Source organism: Streptomyces sp. NPDC018964, assembly GCF_044390325.1.
In the GTDB taxonomy this organism is placed as follows: Bacteria; Actinomycetota; Actinomycetes; order Streptomycetales; family Streptomycetaceae; genus Streptomyces.
Window position 1 is genome coordinate 1 of the sequence record NZ_JBIRYZ010000032.1, and the last position, 13,723, is coordinate 13,723.

Annotated in this window: 12 protein-coding genes and 1 pseudogene; 8 read left to right on the top strand and 5 right to left on the bottom strand. The window is 70.3% G+C overall.

Annotated elements, in window-relative coordinates; genetic code table 11:
- The 7 genes and pseudogenes from ACH5AO_RS33770 to ACH5AO_RS33800 all read left to right on the top strand — a co-directional run.
- On the top strand, positions 1–1,453 hold a 1,453-nt coding region (locus tag ACH5AO_RS33770; RefSeq protein ID WP_398931422.1), incomplete at its 5' end, for an RHS repeat-associated core domain-containing protein.
- Entirely contained in the window at positions 1,453–1,719 is a 267-nt protein-coding gene (locus ACH5AO_RS33775) for a hypothetical protein (RefSeq protein WP_398931424.1), read from the top strand. The genes ACH5AO_RS33770 and ACH5AO_RS33775, both read left to right, overlap by 1 nt.
- Positions 1,720–2,305: 586 nt before the next feature.
- Positions 2,306–2,428 (top strand): annotated as a pseudogene (locus ACH5AO_RS33780) (phosphogluconate dehydrogenase C-terminal domain-containing protein); the annotation flags it as partial.
- Between the two features lie 187 nt (positions 2,429–2,615).
- Complete coding sequence (locus ACH5AO_RS33785; protein WP_398931426.1) at positions 2,616–3,746, top strand: ABC transporter ATP-binding protein; 1,131 nt, start codon at positions 2,616–2,618, stop codon at positions 3,744–3,746.
- Positions 3,743–4,444, top strand: coding sequence for an ABC transporter permease (locus ACH5AO_RS33790; protein ID WP_398931429.1), 702 nt, complete (start codon positions 3,743–3,745; stop codon positions 4,442–4,444). The genes ACH5AO_RS33785 and ACH5AO_RS33790 overlap by 4 nt, the downstream gene beginning before the upstream one ends.
- Positions 4,441–5,106 (top strand): ABC transporter permease, encoded by a 666-nt coding sequence (locus tag ACH5AO_RS33795; RefSeq protein ID WP_398931431.1) that lies wholly within the window; start codon positions 4,441–4,443, stop codon positions 5,104–5,106. The genes ACH5AO_RS33790 and ACH5AO_RS33795 overlap by 4 nt, the downstream gene beginning before the upstream one ends.
- Before the next feature lie 74 nt (positions 5,107–5,180).
- A complete protein-coding gene (locus ACH5AO_RS33800; protein WP_398931433.1) occupies positions 5,181–6,140 on the top strand; it encodes an ABC transporter substrate-binding protein in 960 nt (319 codons plus the stop codon).
- Positions 6,141–6,183: 43 nt separating this feature from the next.
- On the opposite strand, the gene ACH5AO_RS33805 is transcribed toward ACH5AO_RS33800, so the two are convergent.
- Genes ACH5AO_RS33805 through ACH5AO_RS33825 form a run of 5 tightly spaced genes read right to left on the bottom strand, consistent with a single transcriptional unit; the run spans position 6,184 to position 11,029 of the window.
- Complete coding sequence (locus tag ACH5AO_RS33805; protein ID WP_398931435.1) at positions 6,184–6,780, bottom strand: GTP-binding protein; 597 nt, start codon at positions 6,778–6,780, stop codon at positions 6,184–6,186.
- Positions 6,767–7,126 carry a DUF742 domain-containing protein gene (locus ACH5AO_RS33810; RefSeq protein ID WP_030861379.1) on the bottom strand — a complete coding sequence of 120 codons (360 nt, stop codon included), beginning with the start codon at positions 7,124–7,126 and terminating at the stop codon, positions 6,767–6,769. The genes ACH5AO_RS33805 and ACH5AO_RS33810 overlap by 14 nt, the downstream gene beginning before the upstream one ends.
- A 1-nt stretch (position 7,127) precedes the next feature.
- Positions 7,128–7,559, bottom strand: a complete 432-nt coding sequence (locus ACH5AO_RS33815) for a roadblock/LC7 domain-containing protein (RefSeq protein WP_398931437.1) — start codon at positions 7,557–7,559, stop codon at positions 7,128–7,130.
- Between the two features lie 29 nt (positions 7,560–7,588).
- Positions 7,589–9,967, bottom strand: coding sequence for a nitrate- and nitrite sensing domain-containing protein (locus ACH5AO_RS33820; protein ID WP_398931439.1), 2,379 nt, complete (start codon positions 9,965–9,967; stop codon positions 7,589–7,591).
- A 51-nt stretch (positions 9,968–10,018) separates the two neighbouring features.
- Positions 10,019–11,029 (bottom strand): substrate-binding domain-containing protein, encoded by a 1,011-nt coding sequence (locus ACH5AO_RS33825; RefSeq protein ID WP_398931441.1) that lies wholly within the window; start codon positions 11,027–11,029, stop codon positions 10,019–10,021.
- Positions 11,030–11,789: 760 nt separating this feature from the next.
- On the opposite strand from ACH5AO_RS33825, the gene ACH5AO_RS33830 reads away from it, so the two are divergent.
- Positions 11,790–13,592: a S8 family peptidase gene (locus ACH5AO_RS33830; RefSeq protein WP_398931444.1), complete on the top strand. Its 1,803-nt coding sequence runs from the start codon at positions 11,790–11,792 to the stop codon at positions 13,590–13,592.
- The last annotated feature ends 131 nt before the right edge of the window (positions 13,593–13,723 follow it).

Consider the following 13,723-nt stretch of genomic DNA (forward strand, 5'->3'; position numbering starts at 1 on the left):
CCTGGCGCCGCCGCCACCAGGCACGATCACGAGCCAGCCATTACCGACGACAAACCGCATCCCAGACATGAAGATCACGATCTACAGCTGGAGTACTAAAAAGTTCACCGCCCAGCGCTACTACCCAGCCGGCGATGCCACCGCTGTCCGCACCGAGACCGGCCTGTCCTGGATGGTCGACGACCACCACGGCACCGCCTCGATGACGGTCGACGCCACCACTCAGGCCGTCACCCACCGCTACACCAAGCCCTTCGGCGAGAACCGGGGCCCCACACCATCATCCTGGCCAGACGACAAGGGCTTCCTCGGCAAACCCGCCGACACCGACACCGGCCTCACCCACATTGGCGCCCGCGAGTACGACCCCACGCTCGGACGCTTCCTCTCCGTCGACCCTGTCTTGGCCCCCGACGACCACGAATCCCTCAATGGTTACGCCTACGCCAACAACACCCCCGTCACCAAGTCCGACCCCACCGGCCTTCGCCCCATCGGAAACTGCGAGGTACGCAGCTGCAGCGACGGCAATGGCGGCACCTATCGGGACTACCTGACACCGGGCCGGGACGGGGGCTGGGTCTACCACTCCACGCAGAAATATACCCAGACCTTCCAGTACCAGAAGGCAGGCGGCGGTACCGGAAGCGGCACTATGACCGTCACCGTCCGCACGGACGGGGGCGTGAGCACGGCAAAGGTCGTGTTCAAGAAGGGCCCCGACCCGAAACCTGAAAAAAAGGAACAAGTCTTCCATGGCTGGGCCATGGGAACCAACCCGAACTATGACCCGACCGTGAGCGACAACATCGACCGGGGAAAGCTCGCGACTTGGCAGAAAGTAGTGGTGGGCGCGATCGCGGCCGTGGCGGTCGTCGTGGTTGCAGCCCCGGTTGCTGTTGCTGTGGGTGAGGGATGCCTGGCCACGGCCCCGGTTTGCGCCGCGGAGATCGCGGAAATAGCTACCGGCGGTGCCTCAGGCGGAAGCCTCACAGCTGGTGGTGCGGCCGCTGCAGTTGGTGTGGGCGGTTACAGCGCGGCCCGCTCCACTACGCTAGGTGGCAAGTACTTCACTCCCGAAACTGGCCTTAAGGTGCTTATTAACCCAGGCGGAGGCAGGACGAATTGCCGAGCGTGTGTGATTTCGCTTGATCAAATGATGGCCAGTGGAGCTCGTTCAAATGCCATCCCCACGCTCGAACGTGGATCTCATACGGTGATAGAAAAGTTCTACGGAAAAAAGTTTCGAAACAGAAGCTTCTCGAACATTGTGAGCGACATGCAGAAGGCCGGATCTGGCGCCCGAGGTATCGTGTGGGGTGCGGACCCTGATGGTGGTCACGTGTTTAATGTGGTCAACATCGACGGTAGGGTGACATTTTTGGACGGACAGTCCGGGAATGCAAGTCACGCTCCCACATGGGACAGCTATCAGTGGATAAGGACTAACTGATGATTTCCGAAGAAGATGGCCGCGTGATCGCGGAGGGATTTCTGCAAGAAAGTCGACGGCCAGCTGAACCTGAGTTGGCGATCGACTGGAATATGGTACGCGTGAAGGAGGGGATTTTGATCGCTCCGTACAATTCCGCTGAGTATCTGGTTAGCGGGGATCCTGAACATCGCTTGCTGGACTGCTGGCCAATTCTGGTCGACCTATCGTCAGGTGAAGTCCGATTTGGGGATCTGGAAGAGCGGGCCTTCTGGAAGAACTCATAGTATCCGTTTTCGCTGTTGACTCGTCGTCTGATGCTCCAGTGTGACTTCGCGCTCTTGGGTCGGAGCCGCGGGAAAACTGGAACGGCCACCGCGTGATTATCAAGGGTTGTATGGACTCGTGACGATCATGCGGTGACTGCAGGTCACAGCATGGACAGCGCCTGCTGGCGGGAGATGTTTGAGCAGGCCATGGCTCGGATCGCGGGCCGGTTCAGTCGAGTTGAACCGCGGAGGACGGCCCATGTCTATCTGCTCGGGCTGCTGTCACCTGCCGAGCGGAAGAGCTGCTGGCAGCCGACCGGGCCCGATGCAGCGGCTGCTGCGCTACGCCCGCTGGGACGCCGACGCCGTCCGTGACGACATCCGGGCCTATACGCCATCGGACACCTCGACGCCCAGGGCGCGGTGCTGATCGTGGACGAGACCGGCTTCGTGAAGAAGCCGCGCCTCGGCGGACGTCCAGCGCGAGTACACCGGCACCGCGGGATTTATATAGAACTCCCAGGTCGGCGTCTTCCTCGCCTACGCCACCGGCCGGGGCGGGCACTGACACGGCCAACACGATCAAGAACTATAGCTGCCGGGTCTGATCGCCATGGACTACGGCCGGGAGTCCATCGTCCGTGACGACTGGAAGAAGGTCTTCGAGGACGAGGAGCTCGACAAGGTCATCACGCGCATGCTGAAGATCAAGGAGATCAGGCGCTGATCCCAGCCGCTTCCCGAGCGCTTCCCGAGCGCTCCCCGACGCCCGTGCCGCCCGTGCCGCCCGTCCCCCGGCGACACGGGCGTCGGGCGTTCAAGGCGCTCGTCAGGGGTGCCGTCTAGACTCGACCGGCGTCAGACCGTGAAACCTAGGCCAGAAGTGTCCGCCCACCGGAAGGGTATTCCGCGTCTTGATACGGATCGATTCAGTCACGAAGCGGTACCCGGACGGAACGGTGGCGGTGGACCGGCTGTCGCTGGACATCCCCGACCGCTCGATCACCGTCCTCGTCGGACCCTCCGGGTGCGGCAAGACGACCACCCTCCGCATGATCAACCGGATGGTCGAACCCACCGAGGGAACGATCCTGCTGGACGGCGAGGACACCCGGCGGCAGCCGGTCACCACCCTGCGCCGGTCCATGGGGTACGTCATCCAGAACGCCGGGCTCTTCCAGCACCGCACGATCGTCGACAACATCGCCACCGTGCCCCGCCTGCTCGGCTGGGGCAAACAGCGGGCCCGGGAGCGGGCGGCGGAGCTGATGGAGCGGGTGGGCCTCGACCCCTCGCTGGCCAAGCGGTACCCCTACCAGCTCTCCGGCGGGCAGCAGCAGCGCGTCGGCGTGGCGCGGGCGCTCGCCGCGGACCCGCCGGTGCTGCTGATGGACGAGCCGTTCTCCGCCGTCGACCCCGTGGTGCGCAAGGGACTGCAGGACGAACTCCTGCGCATCCAGGACGAGCTGGGCAAGACCATCGTCTTCGTCACCCACGACATCGACGAGGCGATCACCCTCGGCACCATGGTCGCCGTACTGCGCGAGGGCGGCCGGCTCGCCCAGTACGCGCCGCCCGCCGAGCTGCTGTCGAACCCCGCGGACGGATTCGTCGAGGACTTCCTCGGCGCCGACCGCGGCATCCGGCGGCTGTCCTTCTTCTCCTCCGCCGCACTGGAGCTGACCACCGACGCCGTGATCCCGGCCGACGCCGGAGCCGGCCGGATCGCCGCCACCAAGGCACCCCACCTCCTCGTCACCGACGCCGACGGCCGCCCGCTCGGTTGGGCGGAGCGCGACGAGCTGACCGCCGGTGACATCCGCACCGACCGACTGCTGCCGTACGGACGGCCGTTCGTACCCGGCGTCGACTCCCTGCGGGTCGCGCTCGACTGCGCCGTGCTCTCGCCCGTCGGCTGGGCGGTCGCCGTGGACGGCGGCGGCCGGGTGACCGGCGTCGTCTCCCAGCAGACCATCGGCGAGGCCGTCCGCGCCGCCCACGGCGAGAGCCGGCCGGACACGGACAAAGCCGGGGTCGCCAAGTGAACGGCTTCTTCGACATCCCCAGCGACCTCCAGCACAGCTGGGCCGGGCTGATCGGCCTGCACGTCCGGGAGGCCCTGATCCCGGTGGCCGCCGGACTGCTCCTCGCGCTGCCGGTCGCGCAGCTGTGCGGGCGCTTCCGCTGGCTCTACCCGCCCGTGCTCGGCCTGACGACCGTGCTGTACGCCATCCCCTCCCTGGCGTTCTTCGTCGTCCTCATCGACTACACCGGCCAGACCGAACTCACCGTGATGATCCCGCTGGCCCTGTACAGCCTGGTCGTCCTGGTCCCGGCCATCGTCGACGGCGTGCGCTCGGTGCCGGACGAGACCCTCGCCGCGGCCACCGCCATGGGCCTCGGCTCCGTACGCCGCTACCTCCAGGTGCAGTTGCCCATCGCCGCGCCCGCCGTCATCGCCGGACTCCGGGTCGCCACCGCCTCCAGCATCTCCCTGGTCAGCATCGGCGCCCTGATCGGCAACCAGGGCGCCCTCGGCAACCTGCTCGCCGCCGCGCAGAAGTACGACCGGCCCGAACTCGCGGTGAACGCCGTGGTCACGATGGCCGCCCTGGCGATCCTCTGCGACGCCCTGCTGGTCGCGCTGCGGGTGCTGCTGACCCCGTGGATGCCGCGCGGCGGAACCCGTACGAAACCCGTCGCACGGCGGGCGGAGATCACCCCGGAGGGGGCGGTCCGGTGAACGTCCTCGACTTCGTCAACGCCTTCTTCAGCGACAGCGCCCACTGGCACGGCTACGACGGCATCCCGCAGCGCTTCTGGGAACACCTCCAGTACTCCCTGCTGGCCCTCGCCGTCGCCGCCGTGATCGGGCTGCCCGTCGGCCTGCTGACCGGCCACACCGGACGCGGCGGCAACGCGCTCGCCTTCGTCGCCAACGCCGCCCGCGCGCTGCCCAGTTTCGGCCTGCTGGTCCTCGCCGTGCTGCTGATCGGCTTCGGCCTGCTGCCTGTGATGATCCCGCTGGTCGTGCTGGCCGTGCCGCCGATCCTGGTGACCACCTACGAGGCGGTCCGCTCCGTCGACCCCGCCCCCGTGGACGCCGCCAGGGGCATGGGCATGCACGAGTCGCGGATCCTCTTCCAGGTCGAGGTGCCGGTGGCGCTCCCGCTGATCCTCAGCGGACTGCGCTCCGCCGCCATCCAGATCGTGTCGACGGCCACCATCGCCGCGTACGTCAGCCTCGGCGGACTCGGCCGGTACATCATCGACGGGCTCTACCAGCGCGACTACGAGAAGGTGGTCGGCGGCGCCACTCTGGTGGCCGTCCTGGCGCTGCTCACCCTCGCGGTGTTCTGGGCGGCGGGACGACTGGCCGTCTCCCCCGGGGTGCGCAGGCGCTGATGTTCGATCAGATGTACGACAAACGTGACCCGGACGTCCTTGACTCACCGTGCGTGGCTGGATTGGATCGGCGAATGACTTTCACCGCGAAGAGCAGCAGGTCCAGGACGAGGCACACCGGCGCGGCGGCCGTCGCGCTCACCGTCGCGGCGGCGCTGCTCGCGGGCTGTTCCTCCTCCGACGGCTCCTCCGACAACCCCCTCGAGGGCGAGAAGGCCGAGGCCGGCACCGTCGTCGTCGGCTCGAACAACTTCGCCGAGTCCACCCTGCTCGCCGACATCTACGGCGAGGCGCTCCGCGCCAAGGGCCTCAAGGTCGACTACAAGCACAACATCGGCAGCCGGGAGACGACGTACGGCCTGCTGAAGAACGGCTCCGTCACCGTCCTGCCGGAGTACAACGGCTCCCTCCTCGCCTACCTCGACCCGAAGGCCGGGCAGGAGTCGGCGGAGGCGGTGAACGAGGCCGTCAAGGCCAAGCTGGACAAGTCCCTGACGCTGCTGGAGTCCTCGCCCGCCGAGGACAAGGACTCGGTCAGCGTCAACGCCGAGACGGCGAAGAAGTACGGCCTCACCGCCGAGTCGACCCTCGCCGACCTCAAGGACGCCGCGCCGGAGCTGGTGATCGGCGGCTCGCCCGAGTTCCAGACCCGGCAGCAGGGGCTGAAGGGCCTGGAGACCGTCTACGGACTGAAGTTCAAGTCGTTCAAGGCGCTCGACGCGGGCGGCCCGCTCACCCAGGCGGCCCTCACCGAGAACGAGGTCCAGGCCGCGGACGTCTTCACCACGGACCCGACCATCGTCAAGGAGAAGTTCGTCGTCCTGAAGGACCCGGAGAACCTCTTCGGCTTCGCCAACGTCACCCCGCTGGTCAGCAAGGAAGGGCTGCCGAAGGAGGGCGTGGAGGCGCTGAACGCCGTCTCCGCGAAGCTGGACACCGAGACCCTCCTCGACCTCGACGCCCAGGTGCAGCTGGAGAAGAAGGACCCGCTGGACGTGGCGAAGGCCTGGCTGAACTCGGCCGGCCTGGACTGATCCCGCCCGGGGTGCGGCCGGCCGGCCGCACCCCGCGGACCGTTCACCCCGCCGGGGCCGCCTCCGCGATCAGCCGGTCGATCAGCGCGACCAGCACGTCCCGGCACGACTCCCGCTCCCGCGCGTCGCACAGCAGCACCGGCACGCCGTCCGGCAGCGTCAGCGCCTCCCGGATGTCCTCCACCGGGTACGGGTGCTCCCCGTGGAAGCCGTTGACGGCGATCACGAACGGGATGCCCCGGTTCTCGAAGAAGTCGATCGCGGCGAAACTGGTCATGGGCCTGCGCACGTCCACCAGGACCACCGCGCCCAGGGCGCCGACGGCCAGGTCGTTCCACATGAACCAGAACCGCTGCTGCCCCGGCGTGCCGAAGAGGTACAGCACGAGGTCGTCCGAGACGGAGATCCGGCCGAAGTCCAGGGCGACCGTGGTGGCACGTTTCTCCTCGACGCCGTTCAGGTCGTCGACGTCCAGGCCCGCCATGGTCAGCGGCTCCTCGGTGCGCAGCGGGGCGATCTCGCTGACCGAGCCGACCATGGTCGTCTTGCCCACGCCGAAGCCACCGGCGATCAGGATCTTGACCGTGTCGGGTGCCGGACGCCCGGCGGACGCCCGCGCGGTGGTGTCAGAGCCGGCCAAGGCCCTCCCTCACTTTCTGCAGCAGATCCAGGTCCACGGTGGTGCGGTCGACGGGGTGCGGCGGGCGGACGGTGATCCGGCCCGCCTCCAGCAGGTCGCACAGCATGATGACGACCACGCTCATGGGGAGGTCGAGACGCGCGGCGAGCTCGGCGACCGCCACCGGCTCGGCGCACAGCCGCAGGATCCGGGAGTGCTCGGGCTGCGGCCGGGCCGCCCCCTCGGGCTGCGGATCCACCGCCGTCACCGTCGTGATGAGCGTGAAGTCGGCGCGGCTGGGTCGGGTCCGGCCACCGGTCAGGGTGAACGGCCGTACGAGCCGGCCCGCCGAGTCGCTTCCGCCCACCTCACACGCCGGGGTCGACGGCCGGCCCCGCGATGTCCCGCGGGGCCGCGCTGAGATGCTCACCGATCTTCTTCACCAGCATGTTCATCTGGTACGCCACCACGCCGACGTCCGCGCCCGGACCGGTCAGCACCACCAGGTGGGCGCCGGGACCGGCCGAGGTGAGGATCAGGTAGCTGTGCGCCATCTCGATGAGGGCCTGGCGCACCGGGCCGCCGCGGAAGTCCATGCTGACGCCCTTGCTGAGGCTCATCAGACCGGAGGCGGTCGCCGCCAGGCGTTCCGCGTCGTCCCGCAGGAAGCCGGTGGACTTGCTCACCACCAGGCCGTCCTCGGAGAGCACCACGGCCTGGTTCACGTCGGCGACCCGTTCGACGAGTCCGGTCAGCAGCTGGTCCAGCTGGGCGTGGGTGGCGGGTACGGGGCGTGTCATGACGATGTTCCTTTGTAAACGGTCGGCGGTCAGCGGTCGGCGGGCGAAGTCGGGAGCTCGGCGGGAACGTGCACCGGTGCGGCCGTCCCGTCCGCGTCGTCCGGCGGCCCGGCCTCATCGGTGTCGTCGGTGTCGTCGTCCCGTGCCTGGGACGTGCCGCGCTGGAAGCCGGCGAGGGAGGAGGCGGCGTGTTCCGCGGTGAAGTCGCCGGCGTCGTCCTCGGCGTCCGGGACGGACTCCTCGCGGAGTTCGGCGGCCAGACTGGTCTGCGGCACCCGGCGGGGGAGCGGGGTGAGCCCGTCCCGGCGGGGTGCGGGCACCGACGCGGCCGGGACGGCCGGCGCGGGGGCGGTACGGACGGCGGTCGCGGGCCGGGGCGCCGCGGCCTGTGCCGCGCCGGCGGCCGCGGTCTCCTCGCGCCGGCCGGCGGCCCGGTCCGCCGCGGCCTCGGCGCGCGTCTCCCGCCGTCCGCCGTCGGACGGCACGTCCCGCACCACGATCTCGTGCGGGATCAGCACGATCGCCGTCGTCCCGCCGTACGGCGAGGGGCGCAGGGTCACGGAGATGCCGTGCCGGTGCGCGAGCTGGGAGATCACGAACATGCCGAGCCGGAGGTCGTCGGCGAGCGCCACCACGTCGAACTGCGGCGCCTTGGCCAACTGGGCGTTCAAGGAGGCGTAGTCGTCGTCCGACATGCCGAGGCCCCGGTCCTCGATCTCGAGGGCGAGGCCCTTGGCCACCATCGCCGCCCGCACCCCGACGGGGCTCGGCGCCGGCGAGTACACCGTCGCGTTGTCGATCAGCTCGGCCAGCAGGTGGATGACGTCGGCCACCGCGGGCGGGGCGAGCGACACCTCCTCGTCGGTGTGCACCTCCACCCGCTGGTACTCGGCGACCTCGCCGACGGCGCTGCGCACGATGTCGATCAGCGCGACCGGCTCGCTCCAGGTGCGGCCGGGACGCTCACCGCTGACGATGACCAGGTTCTCCTCGTAGCGCCGCAACTGACTGGCGGTGGAGTCCAGTTCGTACAGGCCCTTGAGGACCTCGGGGTCGGTGTGCCGGCGCTCCAGCGCGTCGAGCTTGCTGAGCTGGAGGTTGACCAGGTTCTGGCTCTGCCGCGCGATGCCGAGGATGACCTTCTGGAAACCGCGCCGAGTGTCGGCGAGTTCGACCGCGGTGTGCACGGCGGTGCGCTGCGCGGTGTTGAACGCCTGCGCCACCTGGCCCAGTTCGTCGTGGCCGTAGTCCAGCGGGGTGGTCGCCGACTCCGGGTCGACCTTCTCGCCCCGCTCCAGCCGGGCCACCACGTCGGGCAGCCGCTCCTCGGCCAGACCGAGGGTGGCCACCCGCAGTCCGCGCAGCCGGCGGGACAGCGAGCGGGTGATGCGCCAGGACAGGCCGACGCACAGCAGCAGCGCGAGCAGTCCGCCGGCGCTCAGGGAGCCGGCCGTCAGCAGCAGGTTGCGGGCCTCGTCGGCGCTGCGGGTGAGCAGCGCGTCGGTCTGCTGCCGGATCATGGTGGCGTACTGCGGGGAGACCCGGTCCATGGCCTCGTCCCAGCGCTCCCGCAGGTCCGGCAGTTCGACGCTGCGCCTCTCGCCCGTGGGCGGGGTCGCGAGCACCTGGTCCTCGACCGCCTCCAGGGCGCGCCACTCGGGGCTCCGCAGGATCCGCTCGGTCTGGGTCTTGGTCTCGCCGCGCAGGGAGGGAATGATCTGGTCGCTGACCAGCCAGCGACGGGTGTGGACCAGCTCCGCGAACTCGCTCCAGCCCTGCGTGTCCAGGCGCCGGGAGGGCCAGGCGAGGGTGAGTCGCGCGTCCTCCTCGGAGATCAGCTCCGCCGTGTGCTCCAGGGCGATCAGCGGCTCGGCCTGCGAGGTCAGGTCCCCGTCGTCCACCTGGGAGAGTTCCTGGAAGGCGTGGATCTGGTCGTCGATGATCGAGGTGTACTGCTCGAGCGCCTGCTCGGCGGTGATGTCGTCGGGGTTGTCCACCTGGTCCCGGTAGTACTCCAGGCTGCCCACCGAGCCGAGCACCCCGTACAGCCGGTCCGAGATGCGCGCCGGTGCCTCGGCGATCGCGTCCGCCTGGCCGACCAGCTTCGCCACCGCCTCGTCGGTCTTCTCGCGCTGTGCCTCGAGGGCGGTCCGGGGGGTGTCCGGTTCGGCCAGCCACGCGGCGGTCAGCCTGCGCTCCTGCTGCAGCGCGAGCGTGGCGTGCGTGCCCATCGCGCCGGTCGACCGGCTCAGCTCCGTCTGGGAACGCAGTTGCAGGCCCTCGGAGAACATCTGGATCGTCGTCAGGCCCCACATGCCGGCGAGGGTGACGCTGGGCACCAGGGCGAGGAGGAACAGCGAGAGACGTATGGAGCCGAGACGGCGCCGGGCACCTGTCCGTGGAGACATCGTGGTCCTAGAGCGTTCGGGTGGTGGAGGGAGGACGCATGGGCGGGCCCGTCAGCGGGTTCCGTCGGCGGCGAACTCGGCGACGGAGGCCGCGTTGGCCTTCGTGACGAACGCCGGTCCGGTGAGCACGGGCGCGACCCCGCCGCCGCTGATGTTGCCGTTGGTCCGGTACAGCCACAGCGCGTCGACGGCGAGGTAGCCCTGCAGATAGGGCTGCTGGTCGACGGCGAACTGGACGTTGCCGCCGCGCACGGCTTCCACCAGGTCGTCGTTGAGGTCGAAGGTGGCGACGCGGGCCTCGCTCTCCGCCTCCGCGGCGGCCTCGACCGCGGTGAGCGCGAAGTCCGCCCCGTTGGTGACGACCTCGTCGATGGTCGGGTCCTGCCGCAGCCGGGCGGCGATGATGCCGGAGACGGCGCGCATGTCGGTGCCGTCCACGTAGAGGTTCTCGGTGATCCCGCCGAACGTCTTCTTCACACCGGCGCAGCGGGCCTCCAGGGCAACGTTGCCACGCTCGTGGACGACGCACAGGGCGTGCTCGGCCTTCAGCTCGTCCAGCTTGTCGCCGACGGCCCGGCCCGCCACGCTCTCGTCCTGGCCGAAGAACTCCAGCAGTCCCCCCGACTTCCAGGAGTCGATGCCGGAGTTGAGCCCGACCACGGGGATGTCCGCGGCCCGTGCCTCGTTGACCGGGCCCTTCATGGCCGCCGGCTTGGCCAGCGTCAGCGCGATGCCGTCGACGCCGTCGCGGACCGCCTCGCGGACCAGCTCGGCCTGCCCCGCCGGGTCCGGGTCGCTCATGTACGTCAGCTCGATGCCGTCCTTGGCGGCCGCCGCCTCGGCGCCCCTCTTCACCCGGTCCCAGAACGCGTCGCCCTCGCCGCCGTGGGTGACCATCGCGACCTTGATCCCTCCGGCTCCGGAGGTGCCCGTGCCGTCGGAGTCCGAGGAGTCGTCGGCCGAACCGAAGGCGGAACATCCGGTCGCGAGCAGACCGACCGCGGCTGCCAGCACCGCCAGGCGGTGTCCCGGGAGGCGGTGGGACGGGGGACGAGTGTTCATGAGGAGTGCGGACCTCGCTGTACGGCCGAGCAAGAGCAGGGGGAGAGCACCGACGGAACCACGGGGGGTGTGCTCCGAACGGGTGACTATCGCTGGGCCGGAGCCAACCCTGTGGAACCACTGGTCGTCAAGTGAACAGCCACGTGAAGTGAGGCGATGCTGCCGCATTGTGATGAACCGTGAGTGCGGTGCCGCCGTTTCGCACCGACGAACCGAATGGACGGTACGGAACCGCCCCGATTCCCCTTCGCACCCTCGCCGTTCAGCGCCGGCGCGGTACCACCGGTGAGCACCGGGACGGCGGTGGCCGCGGTGGTGCGCGTGGGCACGGGGTGCGGCCGGGCTCCGTCGGACGCGTGCGGAACGTGCCGGTGCGCGGCCGTCCGGGGCGTTCGGGCCGCCTCCCGGGGAGGGTGGGGAACGCGGGGAACCCCTTCCGTGCGGTACGGGTCGGACACCCGGCGCGTCCACCTTCGCGGCGATGCGGGCACAGCGGTCCGTTCCTGGTCGACCGCCTTGCGGCGAGGGTGGTTCCCCGGACGGATCGAGGGTTTCCCCCGTATCCGGGAAGCCCGCGCGCTGCCTATCGTTCGACCGCAGTCGACCCGCCGGTAACCCCGGGCGGGCCGCTGCTCGAGCCCGGCCGGCCGATCTGCCGCACGTCGATTCACCCCACGCCGCTTCGAGGACGAAGCGAATCGATTCCCCCCTCCCCACACTCCGCGCTGCCCGGAGTCCCGGCACGAAAGGCACCCCCCCCTTGCGCACCTCATCGAGCTCTCCCCGCGGCTCCTTCCCGAGACGGAAGCTGATATCCGCCGCCGCGCTCTCCGCCGCCCTGCTGACGGCCGCCTCCGCCCAGGCCGCCGTCGCCCAGGACGCCCCCTCCGCGGCGCCCGCCGCCCGCACCGAGGCCGCCGCGGGCATCCCGGCCGAGCGGCTCATCGTCGGCTACAAGTCCGGTGCCGCCGAGGCGAAGTCGGACAAGGCCGCCGCCGCGGACGCCGCCACCAAGGGCGAGAAGGCCGGCGAGGACGTCGACTTCCGGCGCCGCCTCGGCACCGGCGCCGCCCTCGTCGACCTGGGCACCGGGCCCACCACGGCGGACGTCGCCGACGTCGTCGCCGAGTACCGGGCCGACCCGCAGGTCGCCTACGTCGTACCGGACCGCCTCAACAAGCCGCTGGCCACCCCGAACGACACCGAGTACCCCAGGCAGTGGGACCTGTTCGAGACCACCGCCGGCATGCGGGTGCCGGGCGCCTGGGACCTCGCCACCGGCAGCGGTGTCACCGTCGCCGTCATCGACACCGGGTACGTCGCCCACTCCGACCTCGCCGCGAACATCGTCGGCGGCTACGACTTCATCTCCGACACCGCCGTCTCCGCCGACGGCGACGGCCGCGACGGCAACCCGGCCGACCCGGGCGACTGGTACGCCGCCGGCGAGTGCGGCCAGGCCACCGGCGGCTCCTCCTCCTGGCACGGCACCCACGTGGCCGGCACCATCGCCGCGGCCACGAACAACGGCAAGGGCGTCGCCGGCGTCGCGTACGGCGCGAAGATCTCCCCGGTGCGGGTTCTCGGCAAGTGCGGCGGCTACGACTCCGACATCATCGACGCCATCACCTGGGCGTCCGGCGGCACCGTCTCCGGCGTGCCCGCCAACGCCGACGTCGCCAAGGTCATCAACATGAGCCTCGGCGGGGGCGGCGCCTGCTCCACCGCCACCCAGAGCGCCATCGACGGCGCCGTCAGCCGGGGCACCACGGTGGTCGTCGCGGCCGGCAACGAGAACCGGAACGCCGCCAACTCCTCCCCGGCGAACTGCGGGAACGTCATCACCGTCGCCGCCACCGACCGCTCCGGCAACCGCGCCTCCTACTCCAACTACGGCACGATCGTGGACATCGCCGCGCCCGGCGGCGAGACCGCGACCGCGGCCAACGGCATCCTGTCCACGCTGAACTCCGGCACCCGCACCCCCTCCACCGAGAACTACGCCTACTACCAGGGCACCAGCATGGCCACCCCGCACATCGCGGGCCTCGCCGCGCTGATGAAGTCGGCGAACCCCGCCCTCACCCCGGCCCAGATCGAATCGGCGGTCAAGTCCAACGCCCGTGCGCTGCCCGGCACCTGCTCCGGCGGCTGCGGCGCGGGCCTGGCGGACGCCGCCAGGACGGTCCAGGCGGTCAAGGGCGGTACGTCCACGGGCTCCACGTACTCCAGCACCACCGCGATGCCCGTCCCGGACAACGGCTCGGCGGTCGAGTCGCCGATCGGCGTCAGCGGCCGCGGCGGTCACGCGCCCTCGACCCTCCAGGTCGGCGTGGACATCACCCACACCTACCGCGGTGACCTGGTGATCGACCTGGTGGCACCGGACGGTTCGGCGTACCGCCTGAAGTCCGCGAGCGGTTCGGACTCCGCGGACGACGTCAACACCACCTACACCGTGGACGCCTCCGCCGAGACCGCCGACGGCACCTGGAAGCTGCGGGTCCGGGACACGGCCTCCTACGACACCGGCCGGCTCAACGGCTGGCGGCTGACCTTCTGACCCACACCCGGAGAAGGGGGGGCGGGGGGGGGGCGCGGGCGCCCCGCCGGCCCGCGCGGCCCGCGTGGGGCCCACCCCCCCGCCCCCGCGCCCCCAACCGGCGGGGTTGTTGGTGGGGGGGGGGGCGGTGG

Excerpts from the sequence above, each read along its gene's own strand:
- ACH5AO_RS33820 (WP_398931439.1), bottom strand. The coding sequence starts at position 9,967 with ATGTCTCCACGGACAGGTGCCCGGCGCCGTCTCGGCTCCATACGTCTC.
- ACH5AO_RS33775 (WP_398931424.1), top strand. The coding sequence starts at position 1,453 with ATGATTTCCGAAGAAGATGGCCGCGTGATCGCGGAGGGATTTCTGCAA.
- ACH5AO_RS33800 (WP_398931433.1), top strand. The coding sequence starts at position 5,181 with ATGACTTTCACCGCGAAGAGCAGCAGGTCCAGGACGAGGCACACCGGC.
- ACH5AO_RS33825 (WP_398931441.1), bottom strand. The coding sequence starts at position 11,029 with ATGAACACTCGTCCCCCGTCCCACCGCCTCCCGGGACACCGCCTGGCG.
- ACH5AO_RS33815 (WP_398931437.1), bottom strand. The coding sequence starts at position 7,559 with ATGACACGCCCCGTACCCGCCACCCACGCCCAGCTGGACCAGCTGCTG.